18 protein-coding genes are annotated in these 23,671 nt (G+C 60.9%); 8 read left to right on the top strand and 10 right to left on the bottom strand.

Annotated features, from left to right (window positions below):
- The first annotated feature begins 56 nt into the window (after positions 1 to 56).
- Complete coding sequence (locus tag HF675_RS21240; protein ID WP_105229562.1) at positions 57 to 1,115, top strand: permease; 1,059 nt, start codon at positions 57 to 59, stop codon at positions 1,113 to 1,115.
- A 39-nt stretch (positions 1,116 to 1,154) separates the two neighbouring features.
- Here the strand turns inward: HF675_RS21240 and nrdG are convergent, their stop codons facing one another.
- The 6 genes from nrdG to HF675_RS21210 all read right to left on the bottom strand — a co-directional run bounded on the left by nrdG (position 1,155) and on the right by HF675_RS21210 (position 9,276).
- The gene (nrdG, locus tag HF675_RS21235; protein ID WP_105229563.1) at positions 1,155 to 1,619 is read right to left on the bottom strand and encodes an anaerobic ribonucleoside-triphosphate reductase-activating protein; all 465 of its coding nucleotides are present in this window, start codon (positions 1,617 to 1,619) and stop codon (positions 1,155 to 1,157) included.
- A 33-nt stretch (positions 1,620 to 1,652) separates the two neighbouring features.
- Positions 1,653 to 3,791, bottom strand: a complete 2,139-nt coding sequence (gene nrdD, locus HF675_RS21230) for an anaerobic ribonucleoside-triphosphate reductase (RefSeq protein WP_105229564.1) — start codon at positions 3,789 to 3,791, stop codon at positions 1,653 to 1,655.
- 289 nt (positions 3,792 to 4,080) lie between these two features.
- On the bottom strand, positions 4,081 to 5,745 hold the full coding sequence (gene treC / locus HF675_RS21225; protein ID WP_187043751.1) for an alpha,alpha-phosphotrehalase: 1,665 nt from the start codon (positions 5,743 to 5,745) through the stop codon (positions 4,081 to 4,083).
- A 69-nt stretch (positions 5,746 to 5,814) separates the two neighbouring features.
- Positions 5,815 to 7,230: a PTS trehalose transporter subunit IIBC gene (treB, locus tag HF675_RS21220; RefSeq protein WP_187043750.1), complete on the bottom strand. Its 1,416-nt coding sequence runs from the start codon at positions 7,228 to 7,230 to the stop codon at positions 5,815 to 5,817.
- Positions 7,231 to 7,456: 226 nt separating this feature from the next.
- On the bottom strand, positions 7,457 to 8,404 hold the full coding sequence (gene treR, locus HF675_RS21215; RefSeq protein WP_187043749.1) for a trehalose operon repressor TreR: 948 nt from the start codon (positions 8,402 to 8,404) through the stop codon (positions 7,457 to 7,459).
- 110 nt (positions 8,405 to 8,514) lie between these two features.
- Entirely contained in the window at positions 8,515 to 9,276 is a 762-nt protein-coding gene (locus HF675_RS21210) for a DeoR/GlpR family DNA-binding transcription regulator (protein WP_187043748.1), read from the bottom strand.
- Between the two features lie 388 nt (positions 9,277 to 9,664).
- Here HF675_RS21210 and HF675_RS21205 point away from each other — a divergent pair, with 388 nt between their 5' ends.
- The 7 genes from HF675_RS21205 (at position 9,665) to HF675_RS21175 (ending at position 18,100) form a co-directional block, all read left to right on the top strand.
- Positions 9,665 to 10,816, top strand: coding sequence for an iron-containing alcohol dehydrogenase (locus tag HF675_RS21205; RefSeq protein WP_187043747.1), 1,152 nt, complete (start codon positions 9,665 to 9,667; stop codon positions 10,814 to 10,816).
- A gap of 14 nt (positions 10,817 to 10,830) precedes the next feature.
- On the top strand, positions 10,831 to 11,715 hold the full coding sequence (locus HF675_RS21200; RefSeq protein ID WP_187043746.1) for a dihydrodipicolinate synthase family protein: 885 nt from the start codon (positions 10,831 to 10,833) through the stop codon (positions 11,713 to 11,715).
- An 86-nt stretch (positions 11,716 to 11,801) separates the two neighbouring features.
- Positions 11,802 to 13,217, top strand: a complete 1,416-nt coding sequence (locus tag HF675_RS21195; RefSeq protein ID WP_187043745.1) for a sodium:solute symporter family protein — start codon at positions 11,802 to 11,804, stop codon at positions 13,215 to 13,217.
- A gap of 1 nt (position 13,218) precedes the next feature.
- The gene (locus HF675_RS21190) at positions 13,219 to 14,415 is read left to right on the top strand and encodes an exo-alpha-sialidase (RefSeq protein ID WP_187043744.1); all 1,197 of its coding nucleotides are present in this window, start codon (positions 13,219 to 13,221) and stop codon (positions 14,413 to 14,415) included.
- On the top strand, positions 14,415 to 14,879 hold the full coding sequence (locus HF675_RS21185) for a YhcH/YjgK/YiaL family protein (RefSeq protein WP_187043743.1): 465 nt from the start codon (positions 14,415 to 14,417) through the stop codon (positions 14,877 to 14,879). The genes HF675_RS21190 and HF675_RS21185 overlap by 1 nt, the downstream gene beginning before the upstream one ends.
- On the top strand, positions 14,876 to 15,553 hold the full coding sequence (locus HF675_RS21180) for an SDR family NAD(P)-dependent oxidoreductase (protein ID WP_187043742.1): 678 nt from the start codon (positions 14,876 to 14,878) through the stop codon (positions 15,551 to 15,553). The genes HF675_RS21185 and HF675_RS21180 overlap by 4 nt, the downstream gene beginning before the upstream one ends.
- A 156-nt stretch (positions 15,554 to 15,709) precedes the next feature.
- Positions 15,710 to 18,100, top strand: a complete 2,391-nt coding sequence (locus tag HF675_RS21175; RefSeq protein ID WP_187043741.1) for a beta-N-acetylhexosaminidase — start codon at positions 15,710 to 15,712, stop codon at positions 18,098 to 18,100.
- Positions 18,101 to 18,135: 35 nt separating this feature from the next.
- Here HF675_RS21175 and HF675_RS21170 read toward each other — a convergent pair whose 3' ends face one another.
- From HF675_RS21170 to pyrB, 4 genes are all read right to left on the bottom strand, one after another.
- Positions 18,136 to 21,123, bottom strand: a complete 2,988-nt coding sequence (locus HF675_RS21170) for an amino acid adenylation domain-containing protein (protein ID WP_187043740.1) — start codon at positions 21,121 to 21,123, stop codon at positions 18,136 to 18,138.
- A gap of 211 nt (positions 21,124 to 21,334) precedes the next feature.
- Positions 21,335 to 21,721 (bottom strand): 2-iminobutanoate/2-iminopropanoate deaminase, encoded by a 387-nt coding sequence (ridA, locus tag HF675_RS21165; protein WP_105229570.1) that lies wholly within the window; start codon positions 21,719 to 21,721, stop codon positions 21,335 to 21,337.
- Between the two features lie 145 nt (positions 21,722 to 21,866).
- Positions 21,867 to 22,331 (bottom strand): aspartate carbamoyltransferase regulatory subunit, encoded by a 465-nt coding sequence (pyrI, locus tag HF675_RS21160; RefSeq protein WP_105229571.1) that lies wholly within the window; start codon positions 22,329 to 22,331, stop codon positions 21,867 to 21,869.
- Positions 22,332 to 22,343: 12 nt separating this feature from the next.
- On the bottom strand, positions 22,344 to 23,279 hold the full coding sequence (gene pyrB / locus HF675_RS21155) for an aspartate carbamoyltransferase (RefSeq protein WP_105229572.1): 936 nt from the start codon (positions 23,277 to 23,279) through the stop codon (positions 22,344 to 22,346).
- Positions 23,280 to 23,671 lie beyond the last annotated feature (392 nt).

Raw genomic sequence — 23,671 nt, 5'->3', positions numbered from 1 at the left:
ACGGCGCGCTATCGCGCTAAGCTAGCGCCATTGTTTGTTACTTGCTGGTTACTCTCATGTCTCAACCTTTACCTGCCTCCGGCAGCCAGACGCGTTCATGGCCGCTGTGGAAACCCGTGCTGTTTTTACTGGTGGTCGCCGTCGGTCTGTACTACGTCAAATGGCAGCCTTACTACGGTAAGGCGTTTGTTGCGGCGGAAAGCCACTCCATCGGCGGCTCGATCCTGGCCGATGGTGCGCATAACCCGTGGATAGCGGCGTGGCAGTACGCGCTGACCTACTTTGCGGCGGTGTGGAAGGCCGCGCTGCTGGGCGTGCTGGTGGGGTCACTGGTGCAGGTGTTGATTCCGCGCGACTGGCTGGTGCGTACGCTGGGGCATCAGCGTTTCTCCGGCACGCTGCTGGGGTCGCTGATCGCGCTGCCGGGCATGATGTGCACCTGCTGCGCGGCGCCGGTGGCGGCCGGTTTACGCCGCCAGTCGGTATCCAGCGGTGCGGCGCTGGCGTTTTGGCTCAGCAACCCGGTGCTGAACCCGGCCACGCTGATTTTTATGGGCTTCGTGCTGGGCTGGCAGTTTGCCGCCATGCGTCTGGCGGCCGGTGTGATCATGGTGCTGGGCGTGGCCTGGCTGGTGCAGCGTCTGACCGCAAACGACGCGCCGCCGGCGAGCGAAGCGGTGACGACTCTGCCGGCGTGCGAGAACGCGCCTCAGCCGTTCCTGCGCCGCTGGATGGCGGCGCTGTGGACGCTGTTTTGGTCAACCATCCCGGTTTATATTCTGGCGGTGCTGCTGTTGGGCGCGGCGCGGGTCTGGCTGTTCCCGCACGCCGAGGGCGCGGTGGATAACAGCCTGCTGTGGATTATCGGCCTGGCGCTTGCCGGCTGTCTGTTTGTGATTCCCACCGCGGCGGAAATTCCGATCGTGCAGGCGATGATGCTGGCGGGCATGGGCCCCGGCCCGGCGCTGGCGTTGCTGATGACGCTGCCGGCGGTCAGCCTGCCGTCGCTGCTGATGCTGAAGAAGGCCTTCACCGCCAAAGCGCTGTGCCTGACGGCGGCGCTGGTGGCGCTGTGCGGCATCCTGACCGGCATGGTCGGGATGTTTATATTCTAAAAAGTTGCGGGGATGCAAAAATGCATCCCCGCTTCACGCTCAGCGCAGCTTATGCACCACCTGATTGCTGCTGCCGCGCCAAATCAGCGCCGGATCGCGCAACGCCTGTACGAACTTCCCGTCGATCAGCACGTTGATCAGATTTACCACCCGTAGCTGCGCCGCGTCCAGCTCCGCCAGCCGGTAGCCGGTCCACAGCCAGATATCTTTACCGGGGCATTCAGCGCGCACCCGCTGCACCAGCCGTAATATCTCCGGCACATTGGCCGGATGCAGCGGATCGCCGCCGGACAGCGACAATCCCTGGCGTGTAATGCGCAGGTCGTTGAGGTCGGCGATAATCTGGTCCGCCAGCGCCGCAGTAAACGGCTGGCCGGAATCAAGCCGCCAGGTGCTCTGGTTGTAGCAGCCGCGGCACTGGTGCACGCAGCCGGCGACAAACAGCGTGCAGCGGGTGCCGGGGCCGTTGACCACGTCGACGGGGTAATACTGGTGATAATTCATCGCCGATCCTTTCGTAAACGGCCGGCCGGGCCGTTAGCCCAACTGCCCGTTATCCAGATGCTTCACCCGGCGTTTAACCTCTTCCTGCTTGCCGGCGTTGAACGGCCGCGCGTCCGGGCTGCCGAGATAGCCGCAGACGCGGCGGGTGACCGACACTTTGGCAGAGTCGTGATTGCCGCATTTCGGGCAGGTAAACCCTTTGCTGGTGCAGGAGAACTCGCCGGTGTAGCCGCATTGGTAACACTCGTCGATCGGCGTATTGGTGCCGTAATAGGGCACGCGGCTGTAGCTGTAGTCCCACACGTCTTCCAGCGCCTTCAGGTTATGCTGCAGGTTCGGATATTCGCCGTAACAGATAAAGCCGCCGTTGGCCAACGGCGGGTAAGGCGCCTCGAAGTCCAGCTTGTCGTACGGATTCACCTTTTTCTCGACGTCGAGGTGGAAGCTGTTGGTGTAGTAGCCCTTGTCGGTCACCCCCGGTACCACGCCGAAATCGGCGGTGTCCAGCCGGCAGAAGCGGTCGCACAGGTTTTCGCTCGGGGTGCTGTACAGGCTGAAGCCGTAGCCGGTTTCCTCTTTCCAGCTTTCGGTGGCGGCGCGCAGACGTTCGACAATGGCGACGGCCTTGGCGCGCAGCGCCTGGTCATCGAACAGGTGCCCGGCGTTGCCGAACAGCGCGTTGATGGTTTCATGAATGCCGATATAGCCGAGGGAGATCGACGCCCGGCCGTTTTTGAAGATCTCGGCGATATCGTCGTCGGCGTTCAGCCGCACGCCGCAGGCCCCTTCCATATACAGAATCGGTGCCACGCGCGCCTTGATGCCCTGCAGGCGTGCGATGCGCGTCATCAGCGCCTTTTTCGCCAGCAGCAGGCGGCGATCCAGCAACTGCCAGAAGCGCTCCTCATTGCCCTGCGATTCCAGCGCAATGCGCGGCAGATTAAGGCTGATGACGCCGAGGTTGTTGCGCCCGTCGTGCACCGGCTTACCGTTCTCCTGATAGCTGCCGAGGAAGCTGCGGCAGCCCATCGGCGTTTTAAACGAGCCGGTTACCTGCACCACCTGATCGTAATTGAGGATATCGGGGTACATGCGTTTGCTGGCGCACTCCAGCGCCAGCTGCTTGATGTCGTAGTTCCGATCGCCGTAACGGTGGTTGAGGCCGTCGCGGATGGCGAATACCAGCTTCGGGAACACCGCCGTTTTGCGGTTTTTCCCCAGCCCGGCGATGCGGTTTTTCAGGATCGACTGCTGGATCAGCCGCGACTGCCAGCTGGTGCCGAGGCCGAAGCCAAAGGTGACGAACGGCGTCTGGCCGTTGGCGGTATGCAGCGTATTGACCTCATACTCCAGCGACTGGAAAGCGTCGTAACACTCTTTTTCAGTGCGCGCCATGGCATAGCCCGCTACGTCCGGGATCTGCCACTCTTCGGCCACCTGCTGGTGTTTGCGGAAGCTGGCGCTGACGTACGGCGCCAGGATCTCATCAATACGGTTGATGGTAGTTCCGCCGTAGATATGGCTGGCCACCTGCGCGATGATCTGCGCGGTGACCGCGGTGGCGGTGGAGATCGATTTCGGCGTTTCGATCTCGGCGTTGCCCATTTTAAAGCCGTTGGTCAGCATGCCCTGCAGGTCGATCAGCATGCAGTTGAACATCGGGAAAAACGGCGCGTAGTCCAGATCGTGGTAGTGAATTTCACCGCGTTCGTGGGCCAGCACCACGTCGCGCGGCAGGATATGCTGCTTGGCATAGTGTTTGGCGACAATGCCGGCCAGCAGATCGCGCTGGGTGGGAATGACCTTGCTGTCTTTATTGGCGTTTTCATTCAGCAGCGCGGCGTTGCTTTGTTCGACCAGGCCGCGGATCTCCTGATTCAGCCGGCCGCGCAGTTCGCGGGCGACGTCGCGGTCGTGACGGTATTCGATATAGGCGCGCGCCAGTTGTTTGTATTCGCCGGCCATCAGCCGGTTTTCCACTGCCTGCTGAATATCATGGATATCCAGCCGCGGCTGGCGGGACATCTGTTGAGCGACTTCACGGGCGACGGCGGCGCAATACTCACTGTCGTTCACCTCGGCGGCGCGGGCGGCGCGTTCGATGGCCTGTTTGATACGTGCTTCGTCGAAGGGAACCTGACAGCCGTCCCGTTTAATCACTACTGGTTTCACGTCGTTCTCCTTGTTCCGCCGATGGGAACAGATAGCCGTTTCAGCTTATCCACAGGGCAATGCCGCAGCGGGTCTGGGCTACGGGGCAGTGTGGATGATTTTGTGGATAACTACTATATATAGGTGCTGGTGGTAATGGAAATACTATATATGGGTGCTGGCGGAATTTTCTTGATGCAGGACAAAGAAAGCCGGCGGCGGGGCGATCGCTATACAGATCGCCGTCTCGCCGACGGGAAACGGGCCGTTTGGCCCTGAGCATTGGTTGACGCAGATGAGTGTGGAAACTTCACTCCTCCAGCAGCCACCACACCGCCTCAAACGGACGCAGGGTTAGCGGTTGCGGCAGCGGCGGCGCATCGGCGTAGTTGCCGATCGCCACGCGCCACAGATCGGATGCTGTAACGCCGGCCGCGTCCCACGCCTGCGGCCGGGCGCTCAGGTTGGCTGCCACCAGCAGCCGCTGACCGTTCCAGCTGCGCAGGTAGCACCACAGCGCCGGGTGCGCCGGCGCCAGATCCTGATAGTCGCCGTGGGTCAGCAGCGGATACTGCTTGCGCAGGGCGATCAGGTGGCGATAGGTGTAAAACACCGAATCCCGATCGGCCAGCGCCGCCTCGACGTTAATCTGCAGGTAGTTGTCGGCGCAGGGGATCCAGGGCGTGCCCCGGCTGAAGCCGGCGTTGGGGCCGGCATTCCACTGCATCGGCGTGCGTCCGTTATCGCGCGATTTACTGGCCAGTATCGCCAGCAGCTCGGCGTCGCTGCGCCCCGCGGCGCGCAGTTCGGCGTACATATTCAGGCTTTCGACGTCTCGGTATTGATCAATACGCGCAAAGCGCGGATTGGTCATGCCGATCTCCTCGCCCTGATAGATATAGGGTGTGCCCTGCATGCCGTGCAGCACCATCGCCAGCATCTTCGCCGCCGGCACGCGCAGCGCATGGTCGTCGCCGAAGCGCGAGACAATGCGCGGCTGATCGTGGTTACACCAGAACAGCGCGTTCCAGGCGTGGTTGTGCATGCCCTGCTGCCAGTGGCGGAAAATCTGCTTCAGCTCCACGTAGTCCGGCGCCGCCAGCGTCCATTTTTCGCCGTTGGCGTAATCGACCTTCAGGTGGTGAAAGTTAAAGGTCATCGACAGCTCTTCGCCGCCGTTCGCCGCATATTGCCGGCAATGTTCCAGGCTGGTGGACGACATCTCGCCGACCGTCATCAGACCGCGCGGCCGGAACACTTCGCGGCTCATTTCCTGCAGGAATGGGTGAATGCGCGGGCCGTCGGTGTAAAAACGCCGGCCGTCGCCGTGCGCGTCGTCCGGGAAATCCTGCTGCTTGGACACCAGATTGATCACATCCAGCCGCAGGCCGTCGACGCCTTTGTCCGCCCAGAACCGGCAGATTTTCTTCAGCTCCTCGCGAACCGGCGGGTGCTCCCAGTTCAAATCTGCCTGCTCGGTGGCGAACAGGTGCAGATAATACTGACCGCTGTCGGCGTGCCACTGCCAGGCCGAACCGCCGAACTTGGAGCGCCAGTTATTCGGCGGCGTCCCCTCAGCGCCGTCGCGCCAGATATAGAACTGGCGCTGCGGGCTGTGGCGATCCTGCGCCGCCCGGAACCACGGATGCTCGGTCGACGTATGGTTGAACACCATATCCATCACGATGCGGATATCGCGCTGGTGCGCGGCCGCCACCAGTTGTTCGAAGGTTTCCATGCTGCCGTAGGCCGGGTCGATGGCGCAGTAGTCGGCGACGTCATAGCCGTTATCCACCTGCGGGGAGAGATAGACCGGCGTCAGCCAGATGGCGTCGACGCCCAGCTCCTGCAGATAGTCCAGCCGCTGGATCACGCCGGCCAGATCGCCGTAGCCGTTACCGCTGCTGTCCTGAAAGCTCTTCGGGTAGATTTGGTAGATGACGCCGTTTTGCCACCAGGGGATTGGGTTGCTCATAAAGAATACCTTTTGACTGTGACAGCGGGCCAGGCGAGCCTGGCCCCTACATTCATGATCGATAGCGCGTTATACCGGCAGTTCGCCGCGGCGCGCCTTGCGCCGGTACACCAGCATGGTCAGCACCAGCGGCACTACCACGGCCACCAGCATCGCCAGCGCGAACACCAGCCAGAACTGCGGTTTGATCGACAAAATACCCGGCAGGCCGCCGACGCCGATACCGTTGGCCATCACCCCGGCCAGGCCGCAGATCAGGCCGGCGCAGGCGGAACCAATCATCGCGCACAGCATCGGGAAGCGGTACTTCAGGTTGATGCCGTACATTGCCGGCTCGGTGACGCCGAGGTAGGCGGAAATTGCCGCCGGCACCGAAATTTCACGTTCGTTGGCCTTGCGGCTGACGATAATGATCGCCAGCACCGCCGAGGCCTGCGCGATATTGGACAGGGCGATGATCGGCCACACCGGTGTGCCGCCCATGCTCTGCACCATCTGCATATCGATCGCCAGCGTGGTCTGGTGGACGCCGGTGATCACCAGCGGCGCATACAGGAAGCCGAACAGCGCGGCGCCGATCGGCGCAAAGCTGCCGGTCATGACCGCTTTAACCGCCCAGGCGACGCCGTCGCCGATCATGCGGCCGAACGGCCCGATCAGCGTATGGGCCAGGAAGGTCGCCAGCAGCAGCGACAGCACCGGCACTACCACCAGATAGAGGTAATCCGGCACCCACTTTTTCAGCCGGGTTTCAATCCAGCCGAGCGCCATACCGGCGAGGATCGACGGGATCACCTGCGCCTGATAGCCGACCTTCTCCACGGTAAACCAGCCGAAGTTCCACAGTTCAGGCACCTGTTGGCCGAGCAGATAGGAGTTCATCAGCTGCGGCGACACCAGTGTGACGCCCAGCACGATGCCCAATACCGGGGTGCCGCCCATTTTTTTCACCGTCGACCAGCAGATGGCGACCGGCAGGAACATAAAGATCGCCTCGCCCAGCAGCCACAGGAAGTCGTAGGCAGTTTTCCAGCCGGCGCTGGACTGCGTCAGCGTCTGGCCGTCGGACAGCGGAATATCGCCGATCACATTGCGGAAGCCGAGGATCAGACCGCCGCTGATCAGCGCCGGCAGCAGCGGGAAGAAGATCTCGGCGAAGTGGGAGATGGCACGTTCGGACCAGGTCATATTCTGGCGTGCGGCGGTTTTGGCCTGCTCTTTGTCCGCCTCGTTGACGCCGGCGCTGGCGATCAGCGCCTGATAGTAATCGCCGACCTCCGGGCCGATCACCACCTGAAACTGCCCGGCGTTGGTGAAGCAGCCTTTCACCATGGGTAAGGTTTCGATCTCTTTCGGGCTGGCTTTGGCCGGGTCGTTAAGCACGAAGCGCAGCCGGGTAATGCAGTGGCTGACGGTGGCGATATTGTCGCGGCCGCCGACCAGCGCAATCAGGCGATCGATATCCTGCTGTTTTACTTTGCTCATTATGAATACCTTTCTATGGGTATATCTGGCGTTGTTATGCGTATGCCGTGCCGGCGAGCGGGGCCTGAACGACACGCAGAGGTAAGTAGGGTGAAGCCGATCAAAGCTTAGTCATTTCGCCGTGGCTAGAAAATGGGAACGTTCCCGGAATCGGATGACGATCACAAAATGACGTGTGAGATCTCAAGGGAAACCGCCGCGCGGGTGGCCCGATGCGGCAGGAGGGTTAAGAGAGTTTGCTCGGCACCACGATGCGGCGGATCGGCGCGTCGCCGCTGAGCTGGGCCAGCAGTTGCTGCGCCGCCTGCACGCCTGCGCTGCCGTAGCCGAACTCCACCGACAGCGTCTCCGGGAACAGGAAGCTGAGCAGCGGGGTATTGCCGATGGCGCACACCTGAATATCGGCGATCTGCTGCTGCTGCAGATATTTGATCGCGCCGAGGGCGATGCTGTCAGACGCGCAGATCAACGCGCGGGTCTGCGGGACGATCGCCTCCGCCGCCAGCTGGAAGCCGCTCTGGTAGCTGAGTTCGCCCAGCGCCGCGTGCGGGGTCAGGCCGTGGCGCTGGCAGGCATCCAGATAGGCCTGATAGCGGCGCGCGCCGGTGGTGGCGTCCGACTGCCGGACGCCGAGGTAGCTGATATCGCGGTGCCCCTGCTGGCGCAGCCGGTCCATCAGCAGGTTCACCGCGCCGGCATCATCGTAGCAGACTGAAGAGAAGCCCTGATACTCGCGCACCATCACCACAATTTTCTCCTGCCACGGCTGCAGCATCTCGGCCTCCAGGCCGGTAAAGCCGAACAGGATCACCCCGTCGACGTTACGCTGCGCCAGCACGTGCAGGTGTTCCTGTACCAGTTGGCTGTCGAACTGGCTTTCCATCACGATCGGGTCATAGCCGTGCTGGTAGAGCAGCGGCAGCATGGTGCGCACCGCCTGATTTTCCGACGGCGAATCCAGGCGCGACACCAGAATGCCGACCACCTTATCGCTCTGGCCACGCATGGCGCGTGCGGATTTGGACGGGGTGAACCCCTGCTGACGGATCACTGCCTCCACGCGCTCACGGGTTTGCTGGCTCACGCTGCCCTCATTGTTCAGCACGCGTGAAACGGTGGATTTTCCTACCCCGCTGAGGCGGGCGATGTCCTTAATGGTCAGCCGGTTTTGCATGATCGGTTTATCGTTATGGTTGAAAGGCGTAAACGTCAGCTTTAATTCTGCCGGTCAGAATAGCGCATTTTTCTACGGGGATACTAACCGGGTATGCGACCGTCTGCAGGTTACTCCGCCAGGGTGAGCGTAAAGCCCTGGCCATGCAGCGTCTGCTGCAGCTCCGGCGACAGACGGCCATCGGTGATGATATGGGTCAGCGCCGCCAGCGGCGAGGCGCAAAACAGCGACCAGGCGCCATATTTGCTGCTGTCCGCCAGCAGGATGCGGCGCGAGGCGTTGGCCAGCAGATCCTGCTTCAGGCCGGCTTTTTCTTCGGTGGGCGCTGTGATGCCTTTTTCCAGGCACCAGGAGTTGCAGCTGATAAAGGCGATATCCGGATTGATGCCGCGCAGCAGGCGGCGGCCGTGGTCGCCGATGCAGGACTGGCTGCTTTCATCGATGCGCCCGCCGATAATCGTGACTTCAATCTGCTTGAACTCGGATAAAAACAGCGCGATGCGCAAGTCGGCGGTGATCACCCGCAGCGGCAGATGCGTCAACTGACGCGCCAGTTCCAGCATGGTGGTGCCGGCATCCAGCACCAGGCTATCGCCGGCTTTGACCCACTGCGCCGCCGCTTGGGCGATGGCCTGCTTTTCCCGCTGGTTGCGCTGCTGTTTTTCCAGCGTGGTGGGCTGGGCAGGAATAAACCGATTCAGGGTTACGCCGCCGTGGCTGCGGCTGATAACCCCCTCGCGATCGAGCTTTATCAGGTCACGACGAATGGTGGCCGGCGAGGCGGAAATCGCGGTGACCAACTGATCTACGGTAACCAGATTATGGCTTTTCAGATAATCCATAATCTGATCGAGGCGACTTTGTCCCTTCATACTGTCCCTAGGCGAGTTGTACGGCGAATCGGGTGAAGATCGTCATGCTCTCAGACTTCTCTTTAGCTGTCCAGACGATATCAAATGCGCCGTTGCGGCGCGGATAAACGGCAGGGCGGCGCCGAGATTGACGACGTCTGCGCCGCTAAATTTACCGGCCGTCTCCGGCAGCGCTCTGTTCCAGGTCATGGCGTGTCCCTTGGCTTTTTTAATCTAGATTTGATTGAATTTAATCATGATTGATTATATGTGAGCAAGTTCAAATTAATTAACCATATTTTAACGTATAAACAACATCCATAGTGTGATGCTTATCGCTCTACGCTGAGCAATTACAATCATCACTCCCCATCCGTGCCGGCAGGAAACAGGAGAATAGGTAAGAGCAATGAACATCAACAGCACCCTTATAAGCGGCTACCAGGCATTAAATGACATCGGCTATCTGTTGGCGGGAAAACGCAGCGTTCTGCTGGTCACGGATAAAAACATCGCGCGCATCACAACGGCGCAGCAGCTGATGACGCAGCTGCGCGCCAGCGACTGCGCGTTGACCGTCGTGGATGACGTCCCGCCAGAGCCCAGCCAGCATGATGTCGCCGCTGTCCTGCAGGCGCTCGGCACACGGGATATCGATCTGGTGATTGGCCTGGGCGGCGGCAGCGTGCTGGACGTTGCCAAATTGCTCTCTGTACTGTGCGTTGCCGAAGCGCCGACGCTTGAGGCGTTGTTGGCCGGGGAAAAACCGCAGCGGCGCGTCACGTCGCTGCTGATTCCCACCACCGCTGGCACCGGATCGGAGGCTACGCCCAACGCCATTTTGGCCATTCCGGAGCAGGAGACCAAAGTCGGCATTATTTCTCCGGTCATGCTGCCCGACTATGTGGCGTTGATCCCGGAGCTGACCACCAGCATGCCGGCACATATTGCCGCCTCTACCGGTATTGACGCCCTGTGCCATCTGATTGAGTGCTTTACCGCCACCATCGCTAATCCGGTCAGCGATAACTACGCCCTGATCGGGCTGAAAAAGCTGTTCGCCAGTCTGGAAACTTCGGTTGAGGCGCCGGAAAACCTGGCCGCCAAGCTCGATATGCTGTGGGCGTCCTATTACGGCGGCGCCGCTATCGCCCATGCCGGCACGCATCTGGTGCATGCCATGTCGTACCCGCTGGGCGGCAAGTACCACATTCCACACGGCGTAGCCAACGCTATCCTGCTGGTGCCGTGCATGCGTTTTGTGCGTCCGGCGGCGGTGAGCAAGTTCGCCCAGGCTTATGACCTGCTTCCGCAGGCGGACTGCACGCTGAGCGAGGAGGACAAGTCACACGCGCTGGTGACGTATTTTTCCGCCCTGGTTAAACGTTTGCGGCTGCCTGCCAGCCTGGATGAGCTGGGCATCGGCGCCGATCATCTGCCGCATCTGGTTGAGGGGGCGCTGAACGTACAGCGTCTGATGAAGAATGTACCGATGTCAGTCAGCGCCGCCGACGTGCGCGATGTCTACCTGACGCTGTTTCCGGGATTACAGGCTAAATAAGAGTGGGGACTGTCATGACAAGAAAAATTGACGGGGTGCTGACGGCGATCGTCACGCCTTTCGATGCGCGGGGCGATTTTGACCCGGAGGCGATGCGCGAGCAAATCCGGCGACAGCTGGCGGCGGGCAACGGCGTCTTTTGCGGCGGCACCAACGGTGAGTTTTTTGTGTTGAATGAGCAGGAGAAGCTGGCGCTGACGCAAACCTGCGTGGATGAGGTCAACGGTTCAGCGCCGGTGGTGGCGCATATCGGCGAAATATCGACGCGCGACACCGTCCGGCTGGGCAAGCAGGTGGCGGCGCTCGGCGTGGACGCGGTCTCGGTGATTACGCCCTATTTTATCCCGCTGACGCAGGATGAACTGATCGGGCACTATCTGCAGGTCGCCGATGCTCTGGAGACGCCGATTTTCCTCTACAACATTCCCGCGCGCACCGGCAATACCCTACAGCCTGAGACGGTACGTCGTCTGGCGCAGCACCCGAATATCATCGGTATCAAAGACAGCGCCGGCAGCTATGACAGCCTGCGGGGCTTCCTGCACGCCGCCGAAGGCATTCCGGGGTTTGAGGTGCTCAACGGGCCGGACTCGCTGATTCACCAGGGCTTTGTCGACGGCTGTTCCGCCTGTATTTCCGGGCTGGCGAACGTGGCGCCGGCGGAAATCAACGCCATCTGGCGACGTTTTCAGGCCGGCGATATCGACGGCTCGCGGCTGGCGCAGGAAAACGTCACCGGGCTGCGCTGCGAGTTGTACAGCGTGGCCTTCTCGCCGGCGGCGGTGAAAAAAGCGCTGACGCTGCTGGGCTATGTGGTGGGTGAAAGCCGTTATGCGGTGTGTTTTGATGCCGATGACGAACGGCGCATCCGCCAGATTCTGGATACCTATTTGCGCTAACCCATCACGCTGTTTCCGACCGATTACGCAACCTTTGGGCGATGTATGCATCGCTCAGGGGAAGCCATGTCCCGAGAGAGGCAAAAATGAAAGAGTTTACGGCTGAAGGTACCCTGATCATCGTCAGCATCGTCGTGGTCTATATCCTGTTTACCACCTGGCTGACCTACCGGCTGCGCAGTAAAAGTTCCGGCGATTTTATGGAAGGCTCGCGCGCCATGCCGGCCTTTATCGTCGGCGTCCTGCTGATGTCCGAATATATTGGCGCCAAATCGACCATCGGCACCGCGCAGGCGGCGTTTGAGGATGGTTTCGCCGCCTCATGGTCAGTGATCGGCGCCGCGATTGGTTTCCCGCTGTTCGGCCTGCTGTTGGTCAAACGGATCTATAACACGGGGAAAATCACGATTTCCGGCGCGATCGCCGAGAAATACGGTAACTCCACCAAAAACATTATTTCGCTGATTATGATTTACGCGCTGCTGCTGGTGAACGTCGGCAACTATGTGAGCGGCGCTGCGGCGATATCCACGGTATTGAAGGTTAATCTGCCGGTTGCGGCGTTGATTACCGCAGTGGTCAGCACCTTCTATTTCGCCTTCGGCGGCATGAAGGGGATGGCCTGGGTCACCCTGCTGCACAGCGCCATTAAATACTTCGGCATTCTGGTGATTCTGGGGGTGGCGCTGCATATGACCGGCGGCATTACGCCGATGGTAGAGCAGATGCCGGACTTCTACTGGACCTGGGACGGCAATATCGGCGCCAGCACCATCGTGGCCTGGCTGATCGGCACTATCGGTTCGATTTTCTGCACCCAGTTTGTTATCCAGGCCATCTCCTCGACTAAAAGCGCCGCTTCGGCCAAGCGCGCCACCTGGATTGCCTTTCTTTTCTGTTTGCCGATCGCCATCGCCATCGCGATTATCGGCGTCGCCGCCAAGTTCCTGCACCCGAATATCGATAGCCTGTACGCCCTGCCGGTATTTTTGCAGGATATGAGCCCGTGGCTGGCCGGGTTGGTGACAACATCGCTGGTGGCGTCGATTTTTGTCAGCGTCAGCACCGTGGCGCTGGCGATCGCTTCGCTGATCGTGAAGGACTTCTATGTGCCTTACCGCAATCCGACGCCGGAGCGCGAATTCAAAATGACGCGCTGGCTGTCGCTGCTGATTGGTTTCCTGCCGCTGATCTTCGTGCTGCTGGTGCCGGAAGTGCTGAAACTCTCTTTCTTTACCCGCGCCATCCGCCTGTCGATTTCGGTGGTGGCGGTGGTGGCGTTCTATCTGCCGTTCTTCAAGAGCGCGCGCGGTGCCAATGCCGGGCTGATCGGCGCCTGCGTGATGACCTCCGTCTGGTATTTGCTGGGCGATCCTTTCGGTATCAATAACATGTATATCGCGCTGATTACGCCGGCGGTGATTATGGGCATTGATATGCTGCTGCCAGGCAAGGCCGCAGGGGCGAAAGTTAAACAAAATATTCAAAACGATGGAGCCTAATATGAGTCAGGAAACCCTCACCGTTGAACGTACCGGACGGGTAAGCCCCGTCGCGGGCGATGCCGGGCGTCAGAGCGCGATGCTGCCTTCTGCGTGTCCGCAGAACCACGCCGCCAATCTGCTGCCGCTGCCCAATGGCGATCTGCTGTGCGTCTGGTTTGCCGGCACGCAGGAAGGCATTGCCGATATTTCTATTTACAGTTCGCGCCTGCCGCAGGGCCGGGAGCAGTGGACCCCGGCGGTCAAACTGTCGGACGACGCATCCCGCTCAGAGCAAAACCCGGTACTGTTCCTCGATCCGGACAACGTGCTCTGGCTGTTATGGACGGCGCAGAAGTCGGGCAACCAGGATACGGCCTTTGTGCGCTACCGTCAGTCGCACGATTTGGGCGCCAGCTGGGGTGAGATCGCGACGCTGCTGGAGCAGCCGGGCACCTTTATCCGCCAGCCGATCGTGGTGCTGGACAACGGCGACTGGCTGCTGCCGGTCTTCTACTGCCGCACCGTGCCAGGTGAGAAATGGGTGGGAAACAACGACGACAGCGCGGTGAAAATTTCCGGCGACAAGGGGAAAACCTGGCGCGATGTGGTAGTGCCGGACAGCACCGGCTGCGTGCATATGAATATCACCCTGCTGCAGGATGGCTCTCTGCTGGCGCTGTTCCGCAGCCGCTGGGCCGATTTTATTTATCAGAGTCGCTCGGCGGACGGTGGCCGCAGCTGGAGCGCACCGCAGCCGACGGCGCTGCCCAACAATAACTCCTCGATTCAGCTGACCACGTTGCGTAACGGCGATCTGGCGCTGGTGTTTAACGCCATGAGCGCCAGCGGCGCGCTGGAACGCAGGGCGTCGCTGTATGACGAAATTGAGGATGAGGAGGATGATGCTGGCACGGAAGCGGTGGTTCCGACGCCGGACGACGGCCGCAGCGCGTTCTGGGGCGCGCCGCGTGCGCCGATGACGCTGGCAATCTCGCGCGACGGCGGCCGCAGTTGGCCGTATCAGCGCAATCTTGATGAAGGCGACGGCTATTGCATGACCAACAACTCGCGTGAAAAGCTGAACCGGGAGTTTTCTTACCCGAGCATTAAGCAGGGTGCCGATGGTCGGCTGCATATTGCCTATACCTATTTCCGCCAGGCGATTAAGTACGTGTGTGTGGATGAGCGCTGGGTCACCGGCGAAGGAGCGCCATAATGATCGCCGGTACCCTGCATGACCTGCGGCTGCCCGGCTTGCCGGCCAGCCTGTATCGCATCCTGAACCAGCCGGCCCACAGCCTGCCGGCGCTGATGGCCGCCGCGGACGGGCGGTTGGAGGGCGAGGGTTGGTTCTGCCATATCGGCGTGGCGCATACCGCCCCGCCGGAGAGCCGTCACACGGAGTATCACCGGCAGTATCTGGATATTCAGGTGGTGCTGGAAGGGGAGGAAATCATCCGTTTCGCCCCCCGGCGGGCGGTCGGCGGCAGCGAGAAAAAACCGGATCTGTTTATCGTGCCGCAGCCGGAACTGCCGCACCGGCTGCATCTGCGACAGGGGGACTTTGCCGTGTTTTATCCCGGCGAGGCGCATCAGGCGCTGTGCGCGGTCGGCCAACCGGCGCCGGTGCGTAAAGCGGTGTTTAAAGTTGCTGTTCACCTGCTGGAGGCTGACGGATGAGGCGGCATGCGCTGGTAACCGGCGCTAGCTCCGGCATAGGCGCCGCCATTGTCCAGCAGTTGCTGGATGACGGCTGGCAGGTGACCGGTCTCAGCCGGCGGGACGCGGTGCGGGAGCAGGCCGGCTATCGTTCCCGTCAGGTCGACCTGTGCGACAGCGGGGCGCTGGCGGCGACGCTGTCCGATCTGCCGCCGCCGCAGGCGGTGGTGCATGCGGCGGGGATGATGCATGCTGCACCGCTCGGCGAGCTGGACGCAGCGGCGAGCCGGTGGTTGTGGCAGCTGCACGTACTGGCGGCGGAAACGCTGGTGACGACGCTGGCGCCAAACATGTCTGCCGGCGGACGTATCGTGCTGCTCGGCAGCCGGACGTCACGGGGCGCCGCCGGACGCAGCCAGTATGCGGCGACCAAGGCGGCGATGGTGGGGATGGTGCGCAGCTGGGCGGCGGAGCTGGCACCGCGCGGCATCACCGCCAACGTGGTGGCGCCGGGCGCGACGCAGACCCCGATGCTGGAGCAGCCCGGCCGGCAAAGTTCGCCGCCGAAACTGCCGCCCATCGGTCGCTATATTCAGCCGCAGGAAGTCGCGGCGCTGGTGGCTTTTCTGCTTTCGGCGCCAGCCGCCGCCATCACCGGCCAGGAGATGGTGATATGCGGCGGCGCGTCCTTGTAATCAGAGTGCGGGCGGCAGCGCCCGCTTTGATGTTGTGATCCACCCCTCCTTTTCACCCTCCGGTTTGCCAGCGGCGCCACGCTCTACATTATGCTCAGGTTTTGCTTCTATTTTTGCTGTATTTCGTTGATTACTGGCACCTCTGAGGAATTTTCGATGCATAAACCGCTTTGTTATACGCTGCTTGCGGCGTCGTTACTTTGCCCATTGGGCGCGCTGGCGCAGCCGGCGGGCAAACTGCCGCTGATGCCGTGGCCGCAGCAGGTGGATATCGCCCAGCCGCAGGGCAAACTGGTGCTGACGCCCCGGCTGAACCTGAAGATTGAAGGCGATAATCTGGGTGACGCGCCGGCGCGCTGGCGTCAGCGCCTGGAACTGCAGACCGGCTGGACGCTGGCGCCGCCGACGGCGCAGCAGGCCAGCAATATTACGGTGAAGATCCAACGTCAGGTCTCGGCGCAGCCGCTGCCGGACAGCGATGAAAGTTACCAATTATCGGTGACGCCGCAGGGGGCGACGCTGACCGCCGCCACCCGCTTCGGCGCGCTGCGCGGCATGGAAACCCTGCTGCAGCTGGTGCAGACCGATGGACACAACACCTTCTTGCCGCTGGTCAGTATCAGCGACAAGCCACGCTTTGCCTGGCGCGGCGTGCTGCTGGATTCGGCGCGCCATTTCCTGCCGGTCGGCGATATTCTGCGCCAGCTGGACGGCATGGCGGCGGCCAAGCTCAACGTGTTCCACTGGCACCTGACCGACGATCAGGGCTGGCGTTTTGCCTCCGTGCGTTATCCCAAGCTGCAGCAACTGGCCAGCGACGGCCAGTTCTATACCCGCGAACAAATGCAGCAGGTGGTGGCCTACGCCGCGGCACGCGGCATCCGCGTGGTGCCGGAGATCGATCTGCCGGGCCATGCTTCCAGCATTGCGGTGGCCTATCCGGAACTGATCAGCGCGCCGGGGCCATACCAGATGGAGCGCGAGTGGGGCGTGCACGCGCCGACGCTGGATCCCGGCAACGAGCAGGTGTATCAGTTTATTGATGCGATCGTCGGCGAGCTGGCGACGATCTTCCCCGATCCCTATGTGCATATCGGCGGCGATGAGGTCGATCCCAGCCAGTGGCAGCAGTCGAAAACGCTGCAGGCGTTTATGCGCCAGCATCAGCTGGCGGATGCCCATGCGCTGCAGGCCTGGTTCAACCAGCGGCTGGAAAAGATCCTCGAACAGCACCGGCGGCGTATGGTGGGCTGGGATGAGATCTATCATCCTGCGCTGCCGCGCACCATTCTGATCCAGTCCTGGCAGGGGCCGGACTCGCTGGGCGCAAGCGCGCAGGATGGCTATCAGGGAATTTTGTCCACCGGCTTCTACCTCGATCAGCCGCAGAGCACCGCCTATCACTACCGCAATGAGGTGCTGCCGCAGCCGCTGAGCGTGGAAACAAAGGCGGCGGCCGGCGAGCAGGCGCAAAGCTGGCGCTTTGACATTCCGCGCCTGAAGGGCAGCGCGGTGACGGGCAGCTTTACCCTGATTAAAGGCCGGCAGGGCTGGCGCGGCTTTATCGACTTTGACGGCAAAACGCGCCGCGCCCTGCATGATATTGTCTGGCGCACGCCGCAGCAGGTGAGCTTCCGGCTGGATACCTGGATGGGCGATACCCGTCCGGTGCTGACCCTGAAAAAGGATACGCTCAGCGGCTATACGCTGCTGGGCAACGTACGTTATCCCACCAGCGGCAGCCGACTGGATGCGGCGCCGGCGGGTAAAATGCCGGTGGTGCCGGGTGCCAAACAGCAGGCCAATATTCTTGGCGGTGAGGCGGCGCTGTGGGCGGAGAACGTGCGCGCGCCGCTGCTGGACCTGAAGCTGTGGCCGCGCGCCTTCGCCGTGGCGGAGCGGCTGTGGTCGGCGCAGGACGTCACCGACGAGAGCAGTATGTACCGCCGTCTGGCGGCGGTGGACGCCTGGTCGGTGGTGTCCGTCGGCCTGCAGCAGCATGCGGAAACCGCGCGTGAATTCACCCGTCTGGCCAACAGCGTCGAGATTATGCCGCTGCAGACGCTGGCCGAAGCGCTGGAGCCGGCGCAGTATTACACGCGTCAGCATCTGAAGTTCCAGGCGGGCAACTATCACCAGTTTGAGCCGCTGAACCACCTGGCGGACGCGCTGCCGCCGGAGAGCCGGGCGGTGCGCGAGATGCATCAGCAGGTGGAAGCGCTGCTGCGCGATCGCGATAACCGCGTGGCCGCCGAGGCGCTGCGTAGCCGCCTGCTGCGCTGGCAGCAGAACGCGGCGCCGGTGAAACGGCTGATTGGCGGCAACGTGCTGATGAAAGATCTGGCGCCGGTGGCGCAGGACGTCAACGCGCTGGCGGATCTGGGGCTGAAGCTGCTGGATCGCTGGCGGCAGGGTAAGCCGCTGGGCAAGCATGAGGCGGAGCAAATCCAGCAGCAGCTGGATGCGGCGGCGCAGGTGCGCGATGAGCTGATCATCGCCGCGGTGTATCCGTTGGAAACCCTGCTGCGCGGGCTGACGGTGCGCTGAGGAACAGGGCGGGCCATTGCCGGCCCGCCGTTTGGCTATGCCGTCAGCGAGATCGGCACTTTGCCGGTGAGCCGGTACAGGTAGTTTTCCAGCTCCTGCCGGGTGAAGCGCGGCTCCTCAATGCCGCTGCCGGTCAGAAAGCGCTTCACGTTGCTGCAGTCCCACTGATAGGTATTCTGATACAGTTGCACCGCCGCCTGGCCATGCGACATGTTGTCGCGGAACAGGCTGAGCAGCGGGTACAGGGGCGCGTTTTCATCATGCTGCCACTGCGCCAGCCAGTCGTGGTACGGCATCTGACGGAAGCGGTAACCGAAATAGTGCTCCAGCCGCTGGAAGAACTGCTGCAGCGTCAGGTTGTTGCTATCCTGATGAATCAGATTGAATTTCAGCCCTAGAGCCTGTGGGTTACGGCTGATATGCGCAATGGTGCGCGTCATATAATCCACCGTGGTCAGGCCTTCGCGCAGGTCATGCAGCTCAGGCACCGTGCCGCTGCTCAGGCAGGTTTTCACCAGGCGTCCCCACCACTGATAGTCGGCGCTGACGCCGCTCTGGCTGTGGCTGGTGGCGTAACCCAGCCGGAAGGTCATCAGCGGTAACCCTTGTTGCGCCGCCAGATCGGCGATTTTTTCCATTACCCACTTACTGCGCACATAGCCAAGATCGCTGAGCACCGCCGGCAGGTTCTGGTCGATGTCGTCACTCTCCAGCATTACCCGTTTACCGGTGTGCAGATGTCCCCAGCTATAGACGGAGATGGTGGACAGCAGCATCAGCGGTTTGGTGCGCAGGTGAGCGGCGAAGCGGATAACTTCGTTCAGGCCCTGCACATTGTCGCGCTTCATGTAGGAGTAGGGCTGGATAAAGTTCACCGCGCTGGCGGAGTGATAAATCAGATCGATCTGTCGGCATAGCTGCTGATACTGCTCATCGGGCAGCGCGAAATGCGGTTCCGCCAGATCGCCGGGCACGACATATACCCGACTGCGCTGTTCGGTGCTCAGGACGATGTGGTGTTTTTGCAGTACCGCATCCAGGCGTTTGCCGGCCTGCTCGGCGCTGCCTTCGCGCACCATGCAGTAAATATCCGCTTGACGCGTGGCAAGCAGATCCGCCAGCAGGTGTGAGCCGACAAATCCGCTGGCACCGGTCAGCAGAATGGCGCGCGGATCGGTCAGTTGCTGCGGTTCATAGTGTGGATTGATATGGACGTCCGGCGTTAATTTTGCATCTTCCTGCAACGCGCGCACCGGTTCGCTGTCCAGCTCCGACTGCGCCTGCCCGGCGCGTTGCGCCAGCGCGGTGGTGAGCGTGGTGACGGTGGGGTATTCATAAATATCGCGCACATAGGTTTTCACCCCGAGCCGTTGGCCGATGGTCTCCGCCAGCCGGGCCGCCAGCAGCGAATGGCCGCCGACGTCAAAGAAGTTGTCATCGGCACCGATTGTGCTGAGTTCCAGCAGCTCGCGCCAGACGGCGGCGACCTGTTCCTGTGCGGCGTTCGGCAGGGCGTCGTCGCCGGCAGTGCGGTTGGCGGCGTAGTGTGTCAGCAGCGCCGCCTTGTCGGTTTTACCGTTGGCGTTAAGCGGCAAACGCGGCAGCAGCAGGTAATCGGCCGGCAGGAAGTAAGATGGGAGTGTCTTTTTTAGCCGTGCTTTTACGGCCTCAATCAGCGCTGGCTGGGCGGTGTCGGCCACCAGGCAGGCGATAATTTTTTTATCGATGGCATGCTCTGGATTCGTCACCAGCGCGACCGCCGCGTTGACGCCGGGCGTCTGCATTATCACGCTCTCAATCTCGCCCAGTTCGATGCGGTTGCCGCGGATCTTGATCTGATCGTCCAGCCGGCCGAGGAACTGAATACGACCGTCCGCCAGCCAGCGGGCACGGTCACCGCTGCGGTACAGGCGTTTACCGTTAAACCCGGCGGGCTGGAGAAATTTTTCGGCCGTGAGCTGCGGGTTATGCAGATAGCCGCGTGCCAGGCAACTGCCGCCGATAAACAGTTCGCCGGGCGTATCGCCGCTGACCGGTTGCAGCTGTTCATCCAGAATAAAGATTTCCGTGTCGGTGACCGGGCGGCCGATGCTGGCGGTGGCGGCATCGGCGGCGCAGGTGAGCGAATTATAGGTGGCGAAGATGGTCGCTTCGGTCGGGCCGTAGTAGTCAATCAGCGGGCTGCCGAGCGGCGTTGGGTCGAGCGGGGCGAGTTTTTCGCCGGCGGTGAACAGGTAGCGCAGCACCAGTTGCGCCGGCTTGTCGGCGCGCACCACATCCGGCACCAGCACCGTCGGCACAAAGGCGTGGGTCAGCCGTCGGTCGGCAAAAAACTGCAGCAGTGCGGCGGGCTGCAGGCGCAGATCTTCCGCAGGCAGGCACAGCGCGGCGCCGCTGGTCAGCGCCGACCAAATCTCCCATTGCGCGACGTCAAAACCGATGCCGGCGTTCAGCGTGGTGCGGCAGTCGGCGTCCATGGCGAATTGTTGATTGTGCCAGCGGATGATATTCCACAGCGAATGGTGTTCGACCATCACGCCTTTTGGCGTGCCGGTAGTGCCGGAGGTAAAAATAACATACGCCAGCGTGTGCTGCGGAATATCAACCTGTCGACTATTTAATACTATGTCGTTTGGAATAGTATCGATGTGAATTATTTTCTCGCTGTCGTACTGATTTATTTTAGTATTATGTTTATGATCGGACAATATAATTGGTGAGCGGCTTTGTTCGATAATGTATTTGATCCGTTCTTCAGGATAGCTGCTGTCCAGAGGAATATAAGCGGCGCCGGTTTTGACAATCGCCAGTATGCCGATAATCAGCTGCGGCGTACGCTGTGCCAGCAGCGGAACTAGATCGCCGGGGCCGATGCCAGACTGTTGTAGCAAGGCGCACAGACGATCGCTGAGCGTATCGAGCTGTTGATAACTCATTATATTTTCGTCTTTATCTATAATTGCCGGGCTATTTGGAAACGTGGAAACCTGTTGGATAAATGCATCCAATACGTGATGGGCCATGGTTCTCTCCTGATAGCAAATATGGGTATAAAGAGATAATGGAGTGATGCTGCCCGGCCGGACGAAAATTAATTATAGCTAGCTTTGGTAAATTTAAATTAAATTTAGTGGTAAATTGTATTACTGCTTGTTTTAAAGGAAGTAATAATTATCCTATAAAATAAAACGGCCGGCATAAGCCGACCGCTGTCAATTTAGCTTGCCGTCAGAATTAACGACGCACGGCAATCGCTTCGATTTCAATCTTCACGTCTTTTGGCAGACGCGCTACTTCCACGCAGGAGCGGGCCGGGAACGGCGCATTGTGCTCGCTGAAGAACGCCTCGTAGGTGGCGTTCACGGTGGCGAAATCGTTGAGATCTTTGACGAACACGGTGGTTTTAACGATGTCGGCGACCTTCAGGCCGGCGGCTTCGACGATCGCCTGCACGTTTTCCAGCGACTGGCGCGCCTGCGCGGCGATGTCGTCGGCTACGGCGCCGGTTTTCGGATCGACCGGGATCTGGCCGGAAGTGATGATCATGCTGCCCAGGTCAACGCCCTGCACGTAAGGACCAATGGCTGCCGGTGCGAGTTCAGTGCTGATGTTACGTGACATGTTTTCTCCTGATTTTCCCTGCGGGTTTAGGCCGCGCTGCGGCGAAAATCCGTCAGGTATCAACGTGGGTAGAGAGCTTCGGAAACCCCATTATAGGGCGTCGCCGGCAGATGAACAGCGGACGCCCGACATGAAACGCTAAATTTTATCCGGCCTGCAGCACCACCTGATGCTCAAACTCTTTTTCGCAGTAGCGGCACTGCAGGTGCACCGCGTCGGCGCGGGATTTTACGCTGAAGCTGGAAGGCACCGGCTCGCTGCGGCTGATGCAGTTGCTGTTCGGGCAGGTCAGCACGCCGTCGATATGGTCCGGCAGGCTGGGGGTCAGCTTGTGCACCACTTCATAATTGTCGATACGGTTGACCGTGGCCTTCGGCGCGTACATCGCCAGCTGGTTGGCCTGCTGTTCGGTCAGGAAGGTGTTCTCAATCTTGATCAGATCTTTATGCCCCAGCTCTTTCGAAGGCAGGTTCAGGCCGATGGTGATGCGCTGGTCGGTGGCGGTCAGTTTGAACAGGGTCAGCAACTTAAAGCCGACCTGCGCCGGAATGTGGTCGATCACCGTGCCGCATTTGATGGCTTCAACCTGCAGTTTGTTATCGTGCGTCATGACGGTTCCCCCTTAAAAGTCCAGTTCTGCGGTTAATACCAGCGCCAGCAGCGCCTGCCGGGCGAAAATGCCGTTGCCCGCCTGCTGGAAGTAGTAGGCGTGCGGCGTGTTATCGACGTCGATGGTGATTTCATCGATGCGCGGCAGCGGGTGCAGCACCTTCATATTGTCGCGCGCGCCGGCCAGATCGGCGGCGCGCAGCACGAACTGCGCCTTCACGTTGGCGTATTCCGATGGGTCGAGGCGCTCTTTCTGCACGCGCGTCATATACAGAATATCCAACTGCGGCACCACTTCCTCAATGCTGTTGTGCAGGCTGTAGGCGATGCCTTTCTCCTCCAGCATCTTCAGGATATAGCCCGGCATCGCCAGCGCGTCCGGGGCGATGAAATAGAAGCGGTTGCCTTCGAACTTGGCCAGCGCCTGGGTCAGGGAATGCACCGTGCGGCCGTACTTCAGGTCGCCGACCATGGCGATGTTGATATTGCTCAGCCGCCCCTGCGTTTCCTGAATGGTGAACAGGTCCAGCAGTGTTTGCGTCGGGTGCTGGTTGGCGCCGTCGCCGGCGTTAAGCACCGGGATATTGCCGGAGAAGTCGGAGGCCAGGCGCGCCGCGCCCTCCTGCGGGTGGCGCATCACAATCGCGTCGACATAGGTGCTGATGACGGAAATGGTGTCGGACAGCGTTTCGCCTTTTTTGCCGAGGGAGGTGTTGCTGCTGTCGGAAAAGCCGACCACCGAGGCGCCCAGGCGCTGAATGGCGGTTTCAAACGACAGGCGGGTGCGGGTCGAGGCCTCGAAGAAACAGCTGGCGATGACCTTGTGCTTCAGCAGTTCCGGCTGCGGGTGCGCCTTCAGACTGGCGGCGGTGCGCAGCACCAATTCCAGATCTTCACGGCTGAGATCGTTAATAGAGATGATGTTTTTGTGATACAGCGGGTTGGCCATTTTTCACTCTCCTCGACGCATGCCCGTGGCGCGGGGCGGTTAACAAACGCGGTGTTGCTCTGTCTTGCAGGCAAAAAAAAGCCCCTCAACGAGGGGCCTTTTAATAAGATCGATCCGGCAACAGGAGAAAGAACGCCAGCTGACCGCCGATTGGCAGCCGGTTTTGCGGTGCAAAAGTGATGCTGTTGTTCATGCTTTCTCCTGGCAAATTGCCGCGCATTATACCCGCGACGGACGCCGCTGCAAACGTTAAAAAGGGATTTTAGCAATCGATTGGCCGGCAGGAAAAAACGGAAAAGGGAGAGCGGGCCGCAACCCGCTCTCCCATTGCCCGTGCGTGACGCGCCCCGGCAATATGGTGTTGAGCTTAGCCTAAATCAGGCGAAAGGGAT

Origin of the sequence: Serratia sp. JUb9, from assembly GCF_014298095.1 — a bacterium.
Lineage (GTDB): Bacteria > Pseudomonadota > Gammaproteobacteria > Enterobacterales > Enterobacteriaceae > Serratia_B > Serratia_B rhizosphaerae.
Note: the sequence above shows the minus strand (reverse complement) of the source record. Positions and strands in the feature narration are given on the sequence as shown.

Excerpts from the sequence above, each read along its gene's own strand:
- HF675_RS21205 (WP_187043747.1), top strand. The coding sequence starts at position 9,665 with ATGAACATCAACAGCACCCTTATAAGCGGCTACCAGGCATTAAATGAC.
- pyrI (WP_105229571.1), bottom strand. The coding sequence starts at position 22,331 with ATGACGCACGATAACAAACTGCAGGTTGAAGCCATCAAATGCGGCACG.
- pyrB (WP_105229572.1), bottom strand. The coding sequence starts at position 23,279 with ATGGCCAACCCGCTGTATCACAAAAACATCATCTCTATTAACGATCTC.
- HF675_RS21240 (WP_105229562.1), top strand. The coding sequence starts at position 57 with ATGTCTCAACCTTTACCTGCCTCCGGCAGCCAGACGCGTTCATGGCCG.
- treC (WP_187043751.1), bottom strand. The coding sequence starts at position 5,745 with ATGAGCAACCCAATCCCCTGGTGGCAAAACGGCGTCATCTACCAAATC.
- HF675_RS21180 (WP_187043742.1), top strand. The coding sequence starts at position 14,876 with ATGAGGCGGCATGCGCTGGTAACCGGCGCTAGCTCCGGCATAGGCGCC.
- HF675_RS21190 (WP_187043744.1), top strand. The coding sequence starts at position 13,219 with ATGAGTCAGGAAACCCTCACCGTTGAACGTACCGGACGGGTAAGCCCC.
- treR (WP_187043749.1), bottom strand. The coding sequence starts at position 8,404 with ATGCAAAACCGGCTGACCATTAAGGACATCGCCCGCCTCAGCGGGGTA.
- HF675_RS21170 (WP_187043740.1), bottom strand. The coding sequence starts at position 21,123 with ATGGCCCATCACGTATTGGATGCATTTATCCAACAGGTTTCCACGTTT.
- nrdG (WP_105229563.1), bottom strand. The coding sequence starts at position 1,619 with ATGAATTATCACCAGTATTACCCCGTCGACGTGGTCAACGGCCCCGGC.
- ridA (WP_105229570.1), bottom strand. The coding sequence starts at position 21,721 with ATGTCACGTAACATCAGCACTGAACTCGCACCGGCAGCCATTGGTCCT.
- HF675_RS21175 (WP_187043741.1), top strand. The coding sequence starts at position 15,710 with ATGCATAAACCGCTTTGTTATACGCTGCTTGCGGCGTCGTTACTTTGC.
- HF675_RS21210 (WP_187043748.1), bottom strand. The coding sequence starts at position 9,276 with ATGAAGGGACAAAGTCGCCTCGATCAGATTATGGATTATCTGAAAAGC.
- HF675_RS21195 (WP_187043745.1), top strand. The coding sequence starts at position 11,802 with ATGAAAGAGTTTACGGCTGAAGGTACCCTGATCATCGTCAGCATCGTC.
- HF675_RS21185 (WP_187043743.1), top strand. The coding sequence starts at position 14,415 with ATGATCGCCGGTACCCTGCATGACCTGCGGCTGCCCGGCTTGCCGGCC.
- treB (WP_187043750.1), bottom strand. The coding sequence starts at position 7,230 with ATGAGCAAAGTAAAACAGCAGGATATCGATCGCCTGATTGCGCTGGTC.
- HF675_RS21200 (WP_187043746.1), top strand. The coding sequence starts at position 10,831 with ATGACAAGAAAAATTGACGGGGTGCTGACGGCGATCGTCACGCCTTTC.